Origin of the sequence: Streptomyces sp. NPDC050636, from assembly GCF_040654775.1 — a bacterium.
Lineage (GTDB): Bacteria > Actinomycetota > Actinomycetes > Streptomycetales > Streptomycetaceae > Streptomyces.
Genome location: NZ_JBFAIP010000003.1, coordinates 66,489 through 84,410, shown reverse-complemented (window position 1 = coordinate 84,410; position 17,922 = coordinate 66,489). Strand labels below are relative to the sequence as shown.

At 70.5% G+C, this 17,922-nt stretch carries 15 protein-coding genes, 1 tRNA gene and 1 pseudogene; 11 read left to right on the top strand and 6 right to left on the bottom strand.

Translation table 11 applies throughout. The features are described 5' to 3' along the window. The first annotated feature begins 13 nt into the window (after positions 1–13). Genes AB0I10_RS05120 through AB0I10_RS05110 form a run of 3 tightly spaced genes read left to right on the top strand, consistent with a single transcriptional unit; the run spans position 14 to position 4,115 of the window. Complete coding sequence (locus AB0I10_RS05120; protein ID WP_363151084.1) at positions 14–1,972, top strand: acetyl-CoA carboxylase biotin carboxylase subunit; 1,959 nt, start codon at positions 14–16, stop codon at positions 1,970–1,972. After that, positions 1,969–2,919 carry a hydroxymethylglutaryl-CoA lyase gene (locus tag AB0I10_RS05115; protein WP_363150927.1) on the top strand — a complete coding sequence of 317 codons (951 nt, stop codon included), beginning with the start codon at positions 1,969–1,971 and terminating at the stop codon, positions 2,917–2,919. Before AB0I10_RS05120 ends, AB0I10_RS05115 begins: the two co-directional genes overlap by 4 nt. Positions 2,920–2,924: 5 nt before the next feature. After that, positions 2,925–4,115, top strand: a complete 1,191-nt coding sequence (locus tag AB0I10_RS05110) for an acyl-CoA dehydrogenase family protein (protein ID WP_363150926.1) — start codon at positions 2,925–2,927, stop codon at positions 4,113–4,115. 15 nt (positions 4,116–4,130) lie between these two features. Here AB0I10_RS05110 and AB0I10_RS05105 read toward each other — a convergent pair whose 3' ends face one another. Both AB0I10_RS05105 and AB0I10_RS05100 read right to left on the bottom strand, forming a co-directional pair. After that, the gene (locus tag AB0I10_RS05105) at positions 4,131–4,793 is read right to left on the bottom strand and encodes a hypothetical protein (protein WP_363150925.1); all 663 of its coding nucleotides are present in this window, start codon (positions 4,791–4,793) and stop codon (positions 4,131–4,133) included. A 78-nt stretch (positions 4,794–4,871) separates the two neighbouring features. Next, the gene (locus AB0I10_RS05100; RefSeq protein ID WP_363150924.1) at positions 4,872–6,467 is read right to left on the bottom strand and encodes a beta-N-acetylhexosaminidase; all 1,596 of its coding nucleotides are present in this window, start codon (positions 6,465–6,467) and stop codon (positions 4,872–4,874) included. 193 nt (positions 6,468–6,660) lie between these two features. On the opposite strand from AB0I10_RS05100, the gene AB0I10_RS05095 reads away from it, so the two are divergent. Together AB0I10_RS05095 and glmS are read left to right on the top strand one after the other, a co-directional pair. Then, on the top strand, positions 6,661–6,960 hold the full coding sequence (locus AB0I10_RS05095; protein ID WP_363150923.1) for a hypothetical protein: 300 nt from the start codon (positions 6,661–6,663) through the stop codon (positions 6,958–6,960). Positions 6,961–7,064: 104 nt separating this feature from the next. Continuing rightward, entirely contained in the window at positions 7,065–8,891 is a 1,827-nt protein-coding gene (glmS, locus tag AB0I10_RS05090; protein ID WP_363150922.1) for a glutamine--fructose-6-phosphate transaminase (isomerizing), read from the top strand. Positions 8,892–9,340: 449 nt separating this feature from the next. Here glmS and AB0I10_RS05085 read toward each other — a convergent pair whose 3' ends face one another. Next, positions 9,341–9,862, bottom strand: a complete 522-nt coding sequence (locus AB0I10_RS05085; RefSeq protein ID WP_363150921.1) for a universal stress protein — start codon at positions 9,860–9,862, stop codon at positions 9,341–9,343. A 399-nt stretch (positions 9,863–10,261) separates the two neighbouring features. Here AB0I10_RS05085 and AB0I10_RS05080 point away from each other — a divergent pair, with 399 nt between their 5' ends. From AB0I10_RS05080 to AB0I10_RS05060, 5 genes are all read left to right on the top strand, one after another. Then, complete coding sequence (locus AB0I10_RS05080) at positions 10,262–10,534, top strand: hypothetical protein (RefSeq protein WP_363150920.1); 273 nt, start codon at positions 10,262–10,264, stop codon at positions 10,532–10,534. Positions 10,535–10,883: 349 nt separating this feature from the next. After that, on the top strand, positions 10,884–12,179 hold the full coding sequence (locus AB0I10_RS05075; protein ID WP_363150919.1) for a helix-turn-helix domain-containing protein: 1,296 nt from the start codon (positions 10,884–10,886) through the stop codon (positions 12,177–12,179). Between the two features lie 5 nt (positions 12,180–12,184). Next, entirely contained in the window at positions 12,185–12,805 is a 621-nt protein-coding gene (gene orn / locus AB0I10_RS05070; RefSeq protein ID WP_363150918.1) for an oligoribonuclease, read from the top strand. Positions 12,806–12,911: 106 nt separating this feature from the next. Beyond that, positions 12,912–12,987: transfer RNA gene (locus AB0I10_RS05065), tRNA-His, on the top strand. Positions 12,988–13,052: 65 nt separating this feature from the next. After that, entirely contained in the window at positions 13,053–13,328 is a 276-nt protein-coding gene (locus tag AB0I10_RS05060; RefSeq protein ID WP_363150917.1) for a hypothetical protein, read from the top strand. Here the strand turns inward: AB0I10_RS05060 and AB0I10_RS05055 are convergent. Continuing rightward, positions 13,322–13,972, bottom strand: coding sequence for an NAD(P)H-binding protein (locus AB0I10_RS05055; protein WP_363150916.1), 651 nt, complete (start codon positions 13,970–13,972; stop codon positions 13,322–13,324). The genes AB0I10_RS05060 and AB0I10_RS05055 overlap by 7 nt on opposite strands. 122 nt (positions 13,973–14,094) lie before the next feature. Between AB0I10_RS05055 and AB0I10_RS05050 the strand changes: the two genes are divergently transcribed. Beyond that, positions 14,095–15,033: an AraC family transcriptional regulator gene (locus tag AB0I10_RS05050; protein ID WP_363150915.1), complete on the top strand. Its 939-nt coding sequence runs from the start codon at positions 14,095–14,097 to the stop codon at positions 15,031–15,033. A gap of 90 nt (positions 15,034–15,123) precedes the next feature. On the opposite strand, the pseudogene AB0I10_RS05045 reads toward AB0I10_RS05050, so the two are convergent. Both AB0I10_RS05045 and AB0I10_RS05040 read right to left on the bottom strand, forming a co-directional pair. After that, a pseudogene (locus AB0I10_RS05045) lies at positions 15,124–16,020 on the bottom strand (chitinase); the annotation flags it as partial. A gap of 365 nt (positions 16,021–16,385) precedes the next feature. After that, positions 16,386–17,810 (bottom strand): HAMP domain-containing sensor histidine kinase, encoded by a 1,425-nt coding sequence (locus AB0I10_RS05040; RefSeq protein WP_363150914.1) that lies wholly within the window; start codon positions 17,808–17,810, stop codon positions 16,386–16,388. Positions 17,811–17,922: the final 112 nt, after the last annotated feature.

Below are 17,922 nucleotides of genomic sequence, written 5' to 3'. Positions count from 1 at the left end.
AATGCCCACCACCATGTTCGACACCGTCCTGATCGCCAACCGCGGCGAGATCGCCGTCCGCGTCATCCGTACGCTGCGTGCCCTCGGCATCCGCTCGGTGGCCGTCTTCAGCGACGCGGACGCGGACGCCCGCCATGTCCGCGAGGCCGATACGGCCGTGCGGATCGGGCCCGCCCCGGCCGCCGAGAGCTATCTGGCGGTCGACCGGCTGCTGGACGCCGCCGCCCGCAGCGGCGCGCAGGCGATCCACCCCGGCTATGGCTTCCTCGCCGAGAACGCCGGCTTCGCCCGTGCCTGCGCGGCCGCGGGGCTCGCCTTCATCGGCCCGTCCGCCGAGGCCATCGACCTGATGGGCGACAAGATCCGCGCCAAGGAGACGGTGCACACGGCCGGTGTCCCGGTGGTGCCCGGCTCGTCCGGCAGCGGCCTCGAAGACAGCCAACTGGCCGCCGCCGCACGGGAGATCGGCATGCCGGTGCTGCTCAAACCGTCCGCGGGCGGCGGCGGCAAGGGCATGCGGCTGGTGCGGGACGAGGCGCGGCTCACGGATGAGATCGCCGCCGCCCGCCGTGAGGCCCGCGGCTCGTTCGGCGACGACACACTGCTGGTCGAACGCTGGATCGACCGCCCCCGGCACATCGAGATCCAGATCCTGGCCGACGGCCATGGCAATGTCGTCCACCTCGGCGAGCGCGAATGCTCCCTCCAGCGACGTCATCAGAAGATCATCGAGGAGGCCCCGTCGGTCCTGCTGGACGAGGCCACCCGCGCGGCGATGGGCGAGGCGGCCGTGCAGGCGGCCCGCTCCTGCGGCTACCGGGGCGCCGGCACCGTCGAGTTCATCGTCCCCGGCAAGGACCCCTCGTCCTACTTCTTCATGGAGATGAACACCCGCCTCCAGGTCGAGCACCCGGTGACGGAGTTCGTCACCGGTCTCGACCTGGTCGAGTGGCAGATCCGGATCGCGGCGGGCGAGCGGCTCCCGTACGCGCAGCAGGACATCACCCTGACCGGGCACGCCGTCGAGGCCCGGATCTGCGCGGAAGACCCCTCACGTGGCTTCCTGCCCTCCGGCGGCACGGTGCTCGCACTGCACGAGCCGCAGGGCGACGGGGTACGCACCGACTCGGGGCTGAGCGAGGGCACGGAGGTCGGGAGCCTCTACGACCCGATGCTGTCCAAGGTCATCGCGTACGGCCCGGACCGGCCCACCGCACTGCGCAGGCTGCGGGCCGCGCTCGCGGAGACCGTCACGCTGGGCGTGCACACGAACGCCGGGTTTCTGCGCCGGCTGCTGGCCCATCCGGCGGTCGTGGCCGGCGACCTGGACACCGGCCTGGTCGAGCGGGAGGTCGACGGGCTGGTCGACGGGACCGTGCCGGCGGAGGTGTACGAGGCGGCGGCCGCGGTGCGCCGGGCCGAGCTGGAGCTTCGGTGTCCAGCCGCCGGCGGCTGGACGGACCCGTTCTCGGTGCCGAGCGGCTGGCGGCTGGGCGGCGAGCCCACGCCCGTCACCCACTGGCTGCACGTCCCCGGCCTCGACCCGGTGGCGTATGTGGCCCGGGACACCGCCACCGTCACCCCCGGCTACGTGTCCGTCACCCTCGACGGCGTGCGCCACACCTTCCGGCGCGCCGGCGAGTGGCTCGGCCGGGACGGCGACGCCTGGCAGGTGCGGGACCACGACCCGGTGGCCGCGGCGCTCTCCGGCGCCACGCGCGCCGGCGCCGACTCACTGACCGCCCCGATGCCCGGCACGGTCACGGTGGTGAAGGTCGGGGTGGGCGACGAGGTGACGGTGGGCCAGAGCCTGCTGGTGGTCGAGGCGATGAAGATGGAGCACGTCATCTCCGCCCCGCACGCCGGCACCGTCACCGAACTGGACGTCACTCCGGGCACCACGGTCGCCATGGACCAGGTTCTTGCCGTGATCGCCCCCGTAGCGGAAGAGGCAGAGGAGGACGGGGAATGACCGCCGTCGGACTGCCCATGGCCGTACCGGCCCAGGATCTCCCCGCGCGGGTGCGGATCCACGAGGTCGGCGCGCGCGACGGGCTGCAGAACGAGAAGACGGTCGTGCCGACCGAGATCAAGGCGGAGTTCATCCGCCGTCTCGCCGGCGCGGGCCTCACCACCATCGAGGCGACGAGCTTTGTGCACCCCAAGTGGGTGCCCCAACTCGCCGACGCGGAGCAGCTGTTCCCCCTCGTCGGGGATCTGCACGACGTCGCCCTGCCGGTCCTCGTGCCGAACGAACGCGGCCTGGACCGCGCCCTTGCGCTGGGCGCCCGCCGCATCGCCGTGTTCGGCAGCGCCACGGAGTCGTTCGCCAAGGCCAATCTCAACCGCACGGTCGACGAGTCCCTGGCGATGTTCGAGCCGGTCGTGGCGCGGGCGAAATCCGACCAAGGCGCCCATGCGCACGTCCGCGGCTATCTCTCGATGTGCTTCGGCGACCCCTGGGAGGGCCCGGTCCCCCTCGCCCAGGTCGTCCGGGTCTGCCGCGCCCTCATCGACCTGGGCTGCGACGAACTGAGCCTGGGCGACACCATCGGCGTCGCCACCCCGGGCCACGTCCAGCGCCTGCTCGCCGCCCTCAACGAGGCCGGCGTGCCCACCTCCCGTATCGGCGTGCACTTCCACGACACCTACGGGCAGGCCCTCGCCAACACCTTCGCCGCGCTCCAGCACGGCGTCACCACCGTCGACGCCTCGGCGGGCGGCCTCGGCGGCTGCCCGTACGCCAAGAGCGCCACCGGCAACCTCGCCACCGAAGACCTCGTATGGATGCTGCACGGCCTCGGCATCGAGACCGGGGTCGACCTGGACCGCCTCACCGCCACAAGCGTGTGGATGGCGGACCGACTGGGCCGGCCGAGCCCTTCCCGTACCGTCCGCGCCCTCTCCCACAAGGAGTGACCCCCATGTCCCTGGACCACCGTCTCCCCTCCGAGCTGGAAGAACTCCGGCGTACGGTCGAGGCGTTCGCACACGACGTCGTCGCCCCGAAGATCGGCGAGTACTACGAGCAGCATGCGTTCCCGTACGAAATCGTGCAGGAGATGGGCCGGATGGGCCTGTTCGGTCTGCCGTTCCCCGAGGAGTACGGCGGGATGGGCGGCGACTACCTCGCGCTCGGCATCGCCCTGGAGGAGCTGGCCCGGGTCGACTCCTCGGTGGCCATCACCCTGGAGGCCGGCGTCTCGCTCGGCGCCATGCCGATCTTCCGCTTCGGCACGGAGGAGCAGAAGCGCGAGTGGCTGCCCCGGCTGTGCAGCGGTGAGATGCTCGGCGCGTTCGGCCTCACCGAGCCGGACGGCGGCTCGGACGCGGGCGCCACCCGCACCACCGCCGTACGCGACGATGGGGGCACCTCCCGGTCGAGCGAAGCCGAGAGTGGGGGAGCATGGGTCATCAACGGCAGCAAGTGCTTCATCACCAACTCCGGTACGGACATCACCGGTCTGGTCACCGTCACCGCCGTCACCGGTCACAAGGACGACGGCGCGCCCCGGATCTCCTCGATCATCGTGCCCTCCGGCACCCCCGGCTTCACGGTCGCCGCCCCGTACTCCAAGGTCGGCTGGAACGCCTCCGACACCCGGGAGCTGTCCTTCTCCGACGTCCGGGTGCCGGCCGCCAACCTGCTGGGCGAGGAGGGCCGCGGCTACGCCCAGTTCCTGCGCATCCTCGACGAGGGACGGATCGCCATCGCGGCGCTGGCCACCGGCCTCGCCCAGGGCTGCGTCGACGAGTCGGTGGCGTACGCCAGGACGCGGCACGCCTTCGGTCGCCCGATCGGCGCCAACCAGGCGATCCAGTTCAAGCTCGCCGACATGGAGATGCGCGCCCACACCTCCCGGCTGGCCTGGCGTGACGCCGCCTCCCGGCTGGTGCACGACGAGCCCTTCAAGAAGGAGGCGGCCCTCGCCAAGCTCTACTCCTCGGAGATCGCCGTGGACAACGCCCGCGAGGCAACCCAGATCCACGGCGGCTACGGCTTCATGAACGAGTACCCGGTCGCCCGCATGTGGCGCGACTCCAAGATCCTGGAAATCGGCGAGGGCACGAGCGAGGTCCAGCGGATGCTGATCGCCAGGGAGCTGGGGGTCTAGGGAGCTCACACAGCCCTACGGCCGGCCCTGCGCGGCGGGGCCGGCCAGCACATCGGGGAGGGGCTGCTTCCAGTGCTGGGCGTGCGGGTAGAGGGCGGCGAAGCGGCCGCGGACCTGCTTGGGGAAGAACACCGGCATCCATGAGCCGTCGGAGAAGCCCAGCTGGTAGTGGCCCGGCATGTAGTCCTTGCAGTCCCGGACCCAGACGATCGTGCGCGGATCGGCCCGCCAGCCCGGCTCGACCGCGAACGAGCCGTCCTTCCCGTCCCCCTGGACATAGACCAGCTGGATACGGCGGTCGGTCAGCAGCAAGATCTTGTGGGCCGCACCGACCGGCTGCAGACCGCGCAGCAGGCCGCCCGCCAGGCTGTCCCACGCGCCCCAGAAGGCGTGCTTCTTCTGCAGGCACTTCTGACGGGCCGCCGGGTCGCCGAAATGCCCGCGCGTCGGCTGGGTCGAGCAGATCACGTCCAGGATGACCGAGACGGTCCTCGACGCCAGGGACCGTTCGTGCCACAACACGCCGCCGAACACGGACAGTTCCAGGTCCTTGGGCGGCGCAGGGGTGGCCTGCATCCGGCAGCTGCCCTTGTCCGCCGGCAGCATGTCCACCACCCGCTCACCGGGTTCGAGAAAGCGCTCCACAGCCGCGCGCAGCCCGCCGCTCTCTGCCGCCATCGGGTCCATCTGACGTCTCCAGCTCCTCGATCGACGAACGGGCCAAATGCCGTGGCCCGCCCGCCAATCGGGACGAACTCACCGCGCCGGCCAGGGCACCTCCGGAGAACGGTAGTAGCCGAGCCCCATGGCGTCCCAGCGGGGTCCCTGCGCGGCCAGCCGCTCCTTGTACGCGTCCCAGTCGTGGGTGGTTGCCGGGGACCAGCCGAGCTCCGCGATGCCGGGCAGCCGCGGGAAGGCCATGTACTCGATGTGCGCCGAGGTCTTGAGGGTCTCGGTCCACAGGGGCGCTTCGACGCCGACGATCGACTCCGCGGGCGCGCCGGCCAGATACGTGCCCGGGTCCCAGTCGTAGGAGCGCTCGACGCCGACGTACCCGGCCCAGTTCAGGCCCAGCGGTGTGTCCTTGTCGTACTTCATGTCGAGGTATCCGCGGTCGGCGGGCGAGAGGATGAGCCCGGTGCCCTTCTTGGCGGCGTCGGCCACCTGGGCGCGCTCCTCCGGGCTCGTCTTGTCGTAGCCCCAGTACTGGGCGACGGCCCCCTTCGCCGGGCGCGCGCCGGTCAGCTGGTGCCAGCCGATCACCTTCTTCCCGTATTTGGCGACCACCGGCTGCACCTTGTCCATGAAGGTCACGTAGTCCTCATGGCTGGTCGAGTGCGCCTCGTCGCCGCCGATGTGAAGGTACGGGCCGGGGGTGAGCGCCGCGATCTCACGGATCACGTCGTCGATGAAGTCGTACGTCACCTTCTTCGGCACGCACAGCGAGCTGAAGCCGACATTGGTGCCGGTGTAGAGCGGCGGTGCGACGCCGTTGCAGTTCAGCTCCGCGTACGAGGCCAGCGCGGCGTTGGTGTGGCCCGGCATGTCGATCTCCGGGACGACCGTCAGATACCGGCTGGCGGCATAGCGCAGGATCTCGCGGTAGTCGTCCTTGGTGTAGTAGCCGCCGGGCCCGCCGCCCACCTGGGTACTGCCGCCGTACGTGGCCAGCCGCGGCCAGGAGTTGATGGCGATCCGCCAGCCCTGGTCGTCGGAGAGATGCAGATGCAGTTTGTTGACCTTGTAGAGCGCGAGCTGGTCGATATAGCGCTTGACCTGCGCGACGGTGAAGAAATGCCGGGAGACGTCGAGCATCGCGCCCCGGTAGCCGTAGCGCGGGGTGTCGGCGATCTCACCGCCCGCGACCCGCCACGGTCCGGGCTGCTCGGTGCGCTTCTCCACGGCCGCGGGCAGCAGCTGCCGCAGCGTCTGGACGCCGCGGAAGAGCCCGGCGGGCCGGCCCGCGCTGATGGTCACTCCGCGGCCGCTGGAGCTGAGCCGGTAGCCCTCCGCGCCCAGCCCCTTGGTCCCGTGGCCGCCGAGCCGGAGCACGATCCCGTCCTTGCCGCTCCTGGTGGTCACCGGCAGGTCGTAGCCGGTGGCGGGGCGCAGCACGCCCGCCAGGTAGCCGGCGACCCGCTTGGCCTTGTCGGAGCCGCCGGGGACGCGGATCCGGGTCCGGTCGCCGATCGTGTACGGGTCCCCGCCGGGGCGTACGGACGCGGGCGCGGGGACCACCTGGTCCAGGGGGGTGGCAGCACGGGCGGCTGCGGGCTGAGGCGGTGCGGCGGCGGTTCCCATCCCCGCCGCCGCGATCAGCAGGAGCGAAAAGAGGAGTCTGCGTCGTCTCATCGACGGTCCCTTCGGCGAGAGCATCGTGCACGGCATGTCTTGCATGGCATGGAGCGACCGAACGGTGACCATGCGTACCTTGCGCCCCGGATCCGGTCAAGGTTTAGACCACTTTCCGGCCGCCATCTTATGGACCTGCCCGATATCGGGCAGGTTTCTTGCGAATCTCGGCGCGGCCCAGCAGTATCAACGGGTGCTCGAACGCCGTACCCGTGGCGCTGACGCAAGTCAGGCGCCCTACGAAGACCTGGTGGACCACCTGGTGCGCAGCACACCGCTGCAGCGCGGTGAGGCCACCCGGGTGGTACTCGACGTACTCGCGTACTTCGACGAGACCACGGAGGAATTCGTCCGCCGGCGCCATCGCGAGCTGCAGTCCCAGGGGCTGCGCAACGATGAGATCTTCGAACGGATCCGCCACGAGATGCCGCACCGCGCCGTGGCTCCGCCGGGTCTCTCGACACGCCAGCTGCGCCGCCTCGTCTACGGCTGACAAACCGGGCATCACACAGTCACAGTCACAAGCAGAACAACAAGAACAGTCACGAATCACCATCGCAACATCCGTCACCAAGATTCATCTCGGAGGGTCACTGTATGTGCGGGATCGTCGGATATATCGGCAAACGCGATGTCGCCCCGCTGCTCCTTGAGGGCCTCCAGCGCCTTGAGTACCGCGGCTACGACTCGGCGGGCATCGCCATCCACTCCAACGGCACCGGCAAGGCCGGGGGCCTGAAGACCGCCAAGGCCAAGGGCCGGGTCCGCGAGCTGGAGTCCCGGCTGCCGAAACGGTTCGCCGGCAGCACCGGCATCGCCCACACACGCTGGGCCACCCACGGCGCGCCGACCGACGAGAACGCCCACCCGCACCTCGACACCGAGGGCAAGGTCGCGGTCGTCCACAACGGCATCATCGACAACGCCTCCGAGCTGCGCGCCCGCCTCACCGCCGACGGCGTGGAGTTCGCCTCCGAGACCGACACCGAGGTGCTGGCCCACCTGATCGGCCGCTCCCAGGCCGAGAAGCTGGAGGAGAAGGTCCGCGAGGCGCTGCGGCACATCGAGGGCACCTACGGCATCGCCGTACTGCACGCCGACTTCACCGACCGCATCGTCGTCGCCCGCAACGGTTCCCCGGTCGTGCTGGGCATCGGCGAGCACGAGATGTTCGTCTCCTCCGACGTCGCGGCGCTGGTCTCGCACACCCGCCAGGTCGTCACCCTGGACGACGGCGAGATGGCCACCCTCAAGGCCGACGACTACCGCACGTACACCACCGAGGGCTCCCGTACGACGGCGACGCCGGAGACCGTCGAGTACGCGGCCGAGTCGTACGACCTGGGCGGCCACGACACGTACATGCACAAGGAGATCTCCGAGCAGGCCGACGCGGTGGACCGCGCGCTGCGCGGCCGGATCGACGACCGTTTCTCCACCGTGCACCTGGGCGGCCTGAACCTCGACGCCCGCGAGGCGCGCGGGGTGCGCCGCGTGAAGATCCTGGGCTGCGGCACCTCGTACCACGCGGGCCAGATCGGCGCGCAGATGATCGAGGAGCTGGCCCGCATCCCCTCGGACGCCGAGCCGGCCTCCGAGTTCCGGTACCGCAACCCGGTCGTGGACCCCGACACGCTGTACGTGGCGGTCTCCCAGTCCGGTGAGACCTACGACGTGCTGGCGGCCGTCCAGGAGCTCAAGCGCAAGGGCGCGCGCGTCCTCGGCCTGGTGAACGTCGTCGGCTCGGCGATCGCCCGCGAGACCGACGGCGGCATCTATGTGCACGCGGGCCCCGAGGTCTGCGTCGTCTCGACCAAGTGCTTCACCAACATGGTGGTCTCCTTCGCGCTGCTCGCCCTGCACCTGGGCCGCATCCGCGACCTGTCCGTCGCGGACGGCAAGCGGATCATCGAGGGCCTGCGCAAGCTGCCCGGGCAGATCGACGAGATCCTCAAGGGCGAGGAGGACGTCAAGAAGCTGGCGGCCAAGTACGCGGACGCCAAGTCGATGATGTTCATCGGCCGGGTGCGCGGTTACCCGGTGGCACGTGAGGCCTCGCTGAAGCTCAAGGAGGTCTCCTACATCCACGCCGAGGCCTACCCGGCGTCGGAGCTCAAGCACGGCCCGCTGGCGCTCATCGAGCCCGCGATGCCGACCGTCGCGATCGTCCCGGACGACGACCTGCTGGAGAAGAACCGGGCCGCGCTGGAAGAGATCAAGGCCCGCAGCGGCCGGATCCTCGCCGTCGCGCACCAGGAGCAGGAGAAGGCCGACCACACCATCATCGTCCCGAAGAACGAGCCGGAGCTGGACCCGATCCTGATGGGCATCCCGCTCCAACTGCTCGCCTACCACACGGCGTTGGCCCTGGGCCGGGACATCGACAAGCCCCGGAACCTCGCAAAGTCCGTGACGGTGGAGTAAATCAACACCGACTCCAACCGAAGCGACAATTGAGCAACCCCCGCGGCGAGCAACCCCCTCCGCGAAAGCGGCGCCGGTTTAGGCGCAAGGGGAGCCGTCGGCTTCGAGCGTGCCACCATACGCGCGAAGCCGACGCCTCCCCTGTGCCGACGTCGCCCATACGTCGGCAGGATGCCGCCGTCCCGGGAACCGTCACCTCCCGGCCGGCAGCACGCAGTTGCCGTGCGCGCGGCCGGTGGGCCCGTTCGCGGCGCGCTCACGTGACCGTTTTCTACCCGTCACAAGCGCACAATCCACCTCTGCGTACGAGGGAAATGCGGCTGCTCACAATCCTCATGACGCCCCCTCAACTGTGCGCAGGACGTGCACAGGGCGAGGAGAACCGCTCACGGCGACGGAGCGACGGAGCGCGGGGAAACGATCCCGCGTCCGGAATTCGCAGCGATCCGTCAGGGGATGACGATCACGGGGCGCTGTGCGCGGCGCGCCAGCCGTCCCGCGACCGAGCCGAAGATCCGGCCGACGATGCCATGCGTGGAGCCGACCACGATCGCGTCGGCCTCGTACTCCCGGCCGACCTCCTCCAGCTCATGGCAGATGTCCCCGCCACGCTCGACGAGGATCCACGGGACCTCGCTGAGATGGTCGGCGCAGGCGAGCTCCAGGCCGAGCACTTCCGTGCGGTGATCGGGCACGTCCACGAAGACCGGGGGTTCACAGCCCGCCCAGACGGTCGTCGGCAGCCGGTTGGCCACATGGACGATGATCAGCCCGGAGCCGAAGCGCCGGGCCATACCGATTGCATACGCCAACGCTCGCTCGCTCGACATGGAGCCGTCGAAGCCGACCACGACGCCGTGCTGGAAGGCTGGGTCGCAGGAGTGGCGTGTCTCTTCCGCCGCTTCCAGGTCCGCCGTCGGATCGGCGACCTGCTTGCGGTCCGCGGGTTCGGGGTTCTTATGACCGGCCATGGGCTGTCTCGGCGAGGAGATCCTCTTGCGGAGGGGCGGGCGGGGAACGGCGATTGACTTGATCCGGCAGTTGACTGAGCTGGCTCGATCGAGGAACGGGAGCCATAGTTCAAAGGGGAACGATACGACTGGGAATCATCTTCCCAAGCCGATACCCCAAGAGTACGGCGCCACTCCTCCGCTGCCCAGAGCCCGCCGCGGACGCAGGGCGCCGCGCGAGGCGGTTCGGGGCCTCGAACGTTCCCCGGAGCATGCCGGAGCGTGGCGCGGATGGCAATGCCCCGCCCTGCCCCCGTACGTACCCATCGCGGTGACCCATGATCGCCGGCAGCGTTGTAGTAGCTGCCTGTCCGAAGGGAGCGCGCGGTGCCCGTACCGTCCGATAGATCACCCGACCCAGTGAGCGATGTCGTGCGCTGGGGCGCATTCAGCTGCGCCCTGGTGCCCGTCGTGCTCCTAGTGAGCGGCGCCTCCCTGGTCGGCGCGGCCGGCACCACCGCCGGTCTCACGGCGGTGACCTGTGTATGCCGCGCACTGCTGCGGAAATCCGAACGGACCGCCGCCCGGGTGCTGGCCGAGAACCCCGGAAGACACCGGAACAGAAGAGGACGTATCCGGACAGGAGCGCATGGGGGCGGCCGCTACTTCGAAGGGCGCACGCCGGGCGAATAAGGCGCCCGCAAGTCTGCGCGCGACCGTTTTCAGCCAACTTCCGGCCAGGTTACCGACCTTGCCCGAACCACCCCCCAACCCTGGCGTGAGCAGGGCGGAAAGGACCGCTGGGCATGGTTGTGCCCTACTGCGAACGGGCAGAGCCGAGACGCGTACTTCCCATGTAGGCCCGACGAGTGGAACGCTTCGTGATCGAATGCTTCGCGCCAAGTTGCCATATCGACATACCAGTGAGTGGTGAACTTGGCACTCAATCCTCACGGGACACAGTAGATTCGATCTTGGTATTTATGGCGGGGGAACTGTGCAGTACCGAGAGGGCGAGACGACCGAGGGGGGCTTAAGTGCCATGAGCCAGGACTCCGCTGCCGTACCAGATGCCGCACGCAAGCTCGCCGCCCGACGACGCCGCGAAATAGTCGCGGTGCTCCTCTTCAGCGGCGGCCCCATTTTCGAGAGCTCCATTCCGCTCTCGGTCTTCGGCATCGACCGCCAAGACGCAGGCGTTCCGAGGTACCGGCTACTTGTGTGCGCGGGCGAAGATGCGCCTTTGCGCACGACCGGGGGGCTCGAACTTTCGGCCCCCTACGGGCTGGAGGCGATCGCCCGCGCCGGGACGGTCGTCGTACCGGCCTGGCGTTCCATCACCCAGGCCCCGCCGCCCGCCGCGCTCGACGCGCTGCGCCGCGCGCATGAAGAAGGGGCCAGAATCGTCGGGCTGTGCACGGGGGCCTTCGTCCTCGCCGCGGCCGGACTGCTCGACGGCCGGCCGGCCACGACACATTGGATGTACGCGCCGACGCTCGCCAAGCGTTATCCGTCCGTCCATGTCGACCCCCGCGAGCTCTTCGTCGACGACGGCGATGTGCTCACCTCCGCGGGGACGGCGGCCGGCATCGACCTGTGTCTGCACATCGTGCGGACCGACCACGGCGCGGACGCCGCGAACGCGCTGGCTCGCCGGCTCGTCGTACCGCCGCGCCGTACCGCCTCCGACATGGGGCACCAGCGCTACCTGGACCGCTCTTTACCAGAGGAGATCGGCGCCGACCCGCTTGCCGAGGTCGTCGCCTGGGCGCTGGAGCACCTCCACGAGCAGTTCGACGTGGAGACGCTGGCCGCGCGCGCCTATATGAGCCGCCGCACCTTCGACCGGCGATTCCGTTCCCTTACCGGGAGCGCTCCCCTGCAGTGGCTGATCACCCAGCGGGTGCTGCAGGCCCAGCGACTGCTGGAGACCTCCGACTATTCGGTGGACGAGGTCGCGGGGCGCTGCGGATTCCGCTCGCCGGTCGCGCTGCGCGGCCACTTCCGGCGGCAACTGGGCGCCTCGCCCGCGGCGTACCGCGCGGCGTACCGCGCGCGCCGGCCGCAGAACGGTGCGCCCGAGCTCGCGCTGCGTCCGGAGCGGGCCGAGCGGCCGGAACGCGGTGAGCGGCCGGCACCGGTCCCCGGCGGGCCGGACCGGTTCTCCGCGGCTGTGGCGGCCGGCCATGGGCAGGCGACCGCACTGGCGGCCGCCGATCCGGGCGAAACCGGCAAACCGCACTCGGACGCGTTCGCCTCGCGGCTGCCGGAAGCTCCGGTCGGCCGTGGTGCGGGGCGGCCCGTGCTCCCCGGTCAGCGTGAGCGCCCCGTAGGGTGAGACGTATGAACGATCGCATGGTGTGGATCGACTGCGAGATGACCGGACTCTCGCTGGCGAATGACGCACTCATCGAGGTGGCCGCACTGGTCACCGACTCCGAGCTGAACGTGCTGGGCGACGGGGTGGATGTGGTGATCCGCCCCCCGGCCGAGGCACTGACCACGATGCCGGAGGTGGTGCGCCAGATGCACACCGCCTCCGGCCTGCTCGACGAGCTGGACAACGGTACGACGCTGGAGGCGGCCGAGGCACAGGTGCTTGCGTACATCAAGCAGCATGTGCCGGAGCCGGGCAAGGCGCCGCTGTGCGGAAACTCCGTCGGCACGGACCGCGGCTTCCTGCTGCGCGACATGCCGACGCTGGAGAACTATCTCCACTACCGGATCGTCGATGTGTCGTCCGTGAAGGAACTCGCCCGGCGCTGGTTCCCGCGGGCCTACTTCAACAGTCCGGACAAGAACGGCAACCACCGGGCGCTGGCCGACATCCGCGAATCCATCGCGGAATTGCGCTACTACCGGGAGGCGGTCTTCGTGCCGCAGCCCGGGCCCGACTCGGACACCGCGAAGGCCATCGCGGCGAAGCACGTTCTGCCTGCCGAGGCACAGTCCGCACCGCAGTGACGCAGCTCGCTCCCGGGGCCACGAAACCCGGGAGCGAGCACCCCTCCAGACCCTGTACACTTTTTCTCAGCCGGTGGGGAAAAAGAACCACACAGCACCGGTCATGGTGGGTATAGCTCAGCTGGTAGAGCACCTGGTTGTGGTCCAGGATGTCGCGGGTTCAAGTCCCGTTACTCACCCCAAGGGATCGGCCCCGAATCGCGAAAGCGGTTCGGGGCCGATCTTTTTGCTGACATAGGGTCGGCGCATGGTGATCCGATTACGTCGGCCTTGGCGCGCCAGGGCGGCTGTTGTTCTCACGGCGCTGGTGCTGGCCGCGGTCGGGGTGACGATGCTGTGGCGCGACGTACCCGCCCCGTATCAGCCGAAGCAGTGGGAGCTGCACCAACCGGGGATGGCCGTCGCGTACCAAAGCTTCGCCCTGCGCGAGGAACCACCCGGGCCGGCCACGATCACCGGCGCCGTGCTGCTGGCCGGCGCGCTGGCACTGTCCGGCGGGTGCCTGTTCATCCGCCGTCAGTAGCCGATGGTGAAGCGCTCGCCGATGTGGCGGGGCTGCTCGATCTCGTCGACGAGGGCCACCGCGTAGTCCTCGGCGGAGATACGGCTGCTGCCGTCGGCGGCGGTGACCAGGTCGTCGGTGCCGGTGCGGTACGTGCCGGTGCGCTCGCCGGGCTCGATGGTGGCGGCCGGGCTGACGTTGGTCCAGCGGACGTCGGAGACGGTGCGGTAGTAGTCGAGGGCGTCGCCGTGCGCGTGCATGATCTGCAGCAGGAACTCGGGGAGGCCGTCCGCGTCCCAGACCTGCTTGCCCTCGGGGGTGCGCAGTGAGCCTGCGCCGCCGACGGTGATCAGGCGCGGGGCCGCTTCGCCGAGGGTGCGGAGTCCGGTGACGAGGGACTTGGCGGCGGGCTCGATGGTGGCGACATGGCCCGGCCCGTCGCCGCCACCGACCGCGCTCACCAGAACGTCCTGGCCCTTGGCCACCGCCGTGACCGAGGCCGGGTCGAGGATGTCGCCGGTGGTCACGGTCAGGTTCGGGTGGGTCGTGGCGATCTTCGCGGGGTCGCGGACGACCGCGGTGACCTGGTGACCGCGCTGCAGGGCCTCGTTGAGGATGCGGCTGCCGATGGTGCCGTTGGCCCCGAAGAGAGCGATCGTGGACATGGTGGTCTCCCAGCTGTATCTGTGCGTCCGGTAAGGACTTCCGTTTTCCGTCATCAGCCGCGCTGACGTCTTCTATGCTATGGGCACCAGCGGGACATTTCGGGGTAGCGAGGAGACGGGTGATGGTCAAAATGCGACAAGGGGGTGGGGAGCCGGTTCCGGAGATCCCGGAGGTGGCGTTCTCCGCGCCCGCCGGGCGGCCCGCCGGTGTGGAGGTGATGACGCTGGATGAACTGCGTGCCCGGGCCGATGCCTGCCAGCTGTCCACACCACACCGGCCCGGCTTCCACCATCTGCTGAGGCTGGAAAGCGGCCGGCTGATGCACAGCGTCGACTTCCGGGAGCACCTCCTCACCCCGGGCGACCTGCTGTGGTCGCGGCCCGGTCAGGTCCAGCACTTCGGCGATCTGACCCGGGCGGACGGGCTGCTGGTGCTCTTCGAAGCCGGCTTCCTGGACCCGGCCACCGCGGCCGCCGCCCGGATCGAGGACTGGTACGGGCCGGCCGTACGGCATCCCGAAGGGGCGGCGGCTCAGGGGGTGGACGACGCACTGCGGCAGCTGCACCGCGAGTTCGGCGCGCTGGGCGGGCTGCCGCTGGAGGTGCATGTCGAGGTGCTGCGGCATCTGCTGGCGGTGCTGGTGCTGCGGGCCGCGCACCCGGCCGGGGCGTCGGACGGCGGGCACGAGGGCGACGGCACGTGCGAGGCCGGCGAGACGTATCTGCGGTTCCGGGACGCGGTGGAGCGGGAGTTCACCCGCAGCCGCCAGGTCGCAGACTACGCCCGGTCGCTGGGCTATGCGCCGCGCACCCTCTCCCGGGCCACCGAGGCCGCCGCCGGGATCGGCGCGAAGGAGTTCATCGACCGCCGGGTGGTGCTGGAGGCCAAGCGGCTGCTGGCGCACGGCGACCAGTCGGCGGCCCGGATCGCGGACCGGCTGGGCTTCGCCGACGCCACCAACTTCAGCAAGTTCTTCCAGCGGCGGGCGGGGACCACCCCGATCGCGTTCCGCACGGCCGTACGGGGCGGGGCGGCTGCCGGGGGCGGTCCGGACACATAAGGCGGGGCGCAGCGGGTGGGGGTGGAAGCCGCTGCGCCCCGCTTAGGGGGCGGTCCGGGTGGGGGGACGGGACCGGAGCCGCCGCGTCGGTCAGCCGGTGTGCGCCGCGAACGCCTTGGTGAAGTCCAGCGGCTGCTGCTCGATGGAGCTGCAGGTCGGCTGCGCGGAGTGGGACCCGCCGCCCTCGCAGGCCTTGTCACGGGTCGAGGACCACATCGACAGCCAGGCCAGGTGCTTGTCCTGGGCGAACTTCGCCAGCTCGGTGGCGTCCTCGACCTTGAAGACCTCGTTCTGGACGTCGTTGACGCCGATCATGGGGGTCACGGCGACGGTCTTCCAGGCGTCCGCGTCGCCGAGCCCGAGGGCCTTCTTGATCTGGCCCTGGGTGGCGGTGGCGGCCTGGGTGGCGTAGGCGCCCATGTCGCCGTCGTAGGAGGGTCCGTAGTCCATCGCCATGATGTTGACGGCGGAGATCTTCACACCGTTCTTCTTGGCGTCGGCGACCAGGTTCACGCCGTCCTGGGTGAGCCCCTCGGGCATGACCGGCAGCGTGAAGGACACATCCAGGTCGGGGTGCTTCTTCTGGAGTTGCGCGATGGCCTGGGCGCGGCGGGTGTTGGCCGCGGTGTCGGGGAGCGCGCCGCCCTCGATGTCGAAGTCGACCTTGGTCAGCTTGAACTGGTCGATGGCCTTGCCGTACGCGGCGGCCAGCTCGTCGGCGGAGCTACAGGCCAGGCCGAGTTCGGAGCCGTTGGCGCCGCCGAAGGAGACCCGGACGTCGCCGCCGGCCGCCCGCAGGTCGGGTATCTGCTTGGCCACCGGGTCGTCGCCCAGCTCCACGGCGCCGCCCCACTTGGGCGTGCAGCCGCCGCCGGAGGTGACGAACGCGAGATTGAAGTTCTTCACACCGGTCTTCTGGGCGGTGTCGACGATGTCGTAGGCGGGCGTGAGGGAGGTGTCGACGTACGGGGCGAAGCCGGCGCCCGCCTTCGCGGGGGCGGTCTCGTTCTGCGGCGCCTTGGTGGCCAAGGCCGAGCCGGCGATGGCGAACGCGCCGCCGGCCGCGACCGTGACGGCCACCGCCGTCCCGATCAGCTTGGTGGTACGGCTCATGCGCCGACGGTGTGCCGAGGAACTCATCTGTGCCTGCCTGTCGTCACGTGGGGGGCTGGGCGTATCCGTGCCCGGGGGTTGTCCCGCACGCTAGCGACCCCGAACCGGACAAAAGGCCAGTTCGGTACGGCAGTTGGCGGAATTATGGCCGCCTTAAGGAAGGGGAAGGGAGCGGTTAAGAGCACCCGGTCCCGGGCGTACCGCTGGGGCCTGTCCGACCCTCGCCCATCGGACAGGCCCTAGGCGCGCGCGGCCCGCCGCCGCCGGGTGCCGAGCGTGCGGCGCAACCGGTGGCCGCGGCGGATGCCGAGGTGTGCGCGCCCGTTGTCCAGCGCCAGCCAGACCCGTACCTCGGTGCCGCCGAGTACGGAGCGGCCGATACGCACATCGCCGCCGGTCGATTCGGCCAGCCGCCGCACGATGTCCAGGCCGAGGCCGGTGGAGCCTCCCCCAGCCACCTCTGGGACGTGCCCCCGCCCGCCGCCCGACCAGCCGCGGCGCAGCGCCGCATCCGGGTCCGCGATGCCCGGCCCGGCGTCCGAGACCAGCACGATCACCGCCTCTTCGGCGTTGTGGACGTCCACCGCGAAGGCGGTGCCCTCGGGGGTGTGCCGGAAGACATTGCCGAGCATCGCGTCGAGGGCGGCGGCGAGTTCGGGGCGGGCGACGGGAATGCGTACGGGACGGTCCGCGCCAGCGACGCGGACGGTGCGCCCCTCGTCCTCGGCGAGCGCCGACCAGAAGCCCATCCGTTCGCGGATCACCTCGGCGGCGTCGCAGCCGGCCGCGGCGACGGCCTGCTGGGTGTGCGACTTCTGCTCGCGGGCGGTGCGGATGATCAGGTCGACCTCGCGCTCCAGCTGTTCGACGGCGGCCCGGGTCTGGTCGGCGGCGGGCCCGTCGCCGAGCGAGGCGGCGTTCAGCCGCAGCACGGTCAGCGGGGTGCGCAGCCGGTGCGAGAGATCGGCGGCCAGTTCGCGTTCGTTGGCGAGCAGTTGGACGACCTGGTCGGCCATGGAGTTGAAGGCGACGGCCGCGGACCGCAGCTCCTTGGGGCCGTCCTCCTGGACCCGTACGCCCAGCTTGCCCTTGCCCAGGTCGTGTGCGGCACCCGCGAGCCGCTCGGCCGGGCGCACCATACGGGTGCCGAGCCGGTCGGCGACCGCGACCGAACCGACGATGAGCGCGAGGCCGACGCCGGCCAGCACCACCCAGGAGGTGGTGACGCCGTTGGTGAGCGCGTCGTCGGGGACATAGACCTCGACGACCGCGATACCGGAGGCGACGGCGGTGGGCTGGAGCAGCGAGGAGCCGCCGGGGACCGGCGAGATGGAGGCCCGGCCGAGCTTGACGGCGGCCTCGACGTCCTCGGGGTCGGCCCGCCGGGTGCCGATCTCGGAGGGCCTGCCGCCCTTGGCGCCCGCCGGGACATGTACGCCGATGCGGCCTCCGCGGCCGGTCTCGGCGCTGGCCACGGCGCGCTCCAGCTGGGTGCGGTCGGTGGTGATGGCGAGGACCGGGCCGATGGTGGCGGCCTGCCGCTCGGCGTTGGAGAACGCGCGGTCGCGGGCCATCTCCTTGACGACGAGCCCGAGGGGGACGGCGAACGCGACCACGACCATCGCGGTGACCGCCAGCGCCACCTTGACCAGGGCCCATCTCACGGCATCTCGTCTTTCGCTTCTCCGCCCGCGAGGCGCAGAGGTGCGGCTTTCGCCTTCGTCTGCGGCCCGGCGGCCTCGCGTGCTCCCCCAGCTACCGCTGGGAGGTGCCCCC

Bases quoted from the DNA above. Each gene is read 5' to 3' on its own strand.
- AB0I10_RS05120 (WP_363151084.1), top strand. From the start codon at position 14: ATGTTCGACACCGTCCTGATCGCCAACCGCGGCGAGATCGCCGTCCGC.
- AB0I10_RS05115 (WP_363150927.1), top strand. From the start codon at position 1,969: ATGACCGCCGTCGGACTGCCCATGGCCGTACCGGCCCAGGATCTCCCC.
- AB0I10_RS05110 (WP_363150926.1), top strand. From the start codon at position 2,925: ATGTCCCTGGACCACCGTCTCCCCTCCGAGCTGGAAGAACTCCGGCGT.
- AB0I10_RS05105 (WP_363150925.1), bottom strand. From the start codon at position 4,793: ATGGCGGCAGAGAGCGGCGGGCTGCGCGCGGCTGTGGAGCGCTTTCTC.
- AB0I10_RS05100 (WP_363150924.1), bottom strand. From the start codon at position 6,467: ATGAGACGACGCAGACTCCTCTTTTCGCTCCTGCTGATCGCGGCGGCG.
- glmS (WP_363150922.1), top strand. From the start codon at position 7,065: ATGTGCGGGATCGTCGGATATATCGGCAAACGCGATGTCGCCCCGCTG.
- AB0I10_RS05085 (WP_363150921.1), bottom strand. From the start codon at position 9,862: ATGGCCGGTCATAAGAACCCCGAACCCGCGGACCGCAAGCAGGTCGCC.
- AB0I10_RS05075 (WP_363150919.1), top strand. From the start codon at position 10,884: ATGAGCCAGGACTCCGCTGCCGTACCAGATGCCGCACGCAAGCTCGCC.
- orn (WP_363150918.1), top strand. From the start codon at position 12,185: ATGAACGATCGCATGGTGTGGATCGACTGCGAGATGACCGGACTCTCG.
- AB0I10_RS05060 (WP_363150917.1), top strand. From the start codon at position 13,053: ATGGTGATCCGATTACGTCGGCCTTGGCGCGCCAGGGCGGCTGTTGTT.
- AB0I10_RS05055 (WP_363150916.1), bottom strand. From the start codon at position 13,972: ATGTCCACGATCGCTCTCTTCGGGGCCAACGGCACCATCGGCAGCCGC.
- AB0I10_RS05050 (WP_363150915.1), top strand. From the start codon at position 14,095: ATGGTCAAAATGCGACAAGGGGGTGGGGAGCCGGTTCCGGAGATCCCG.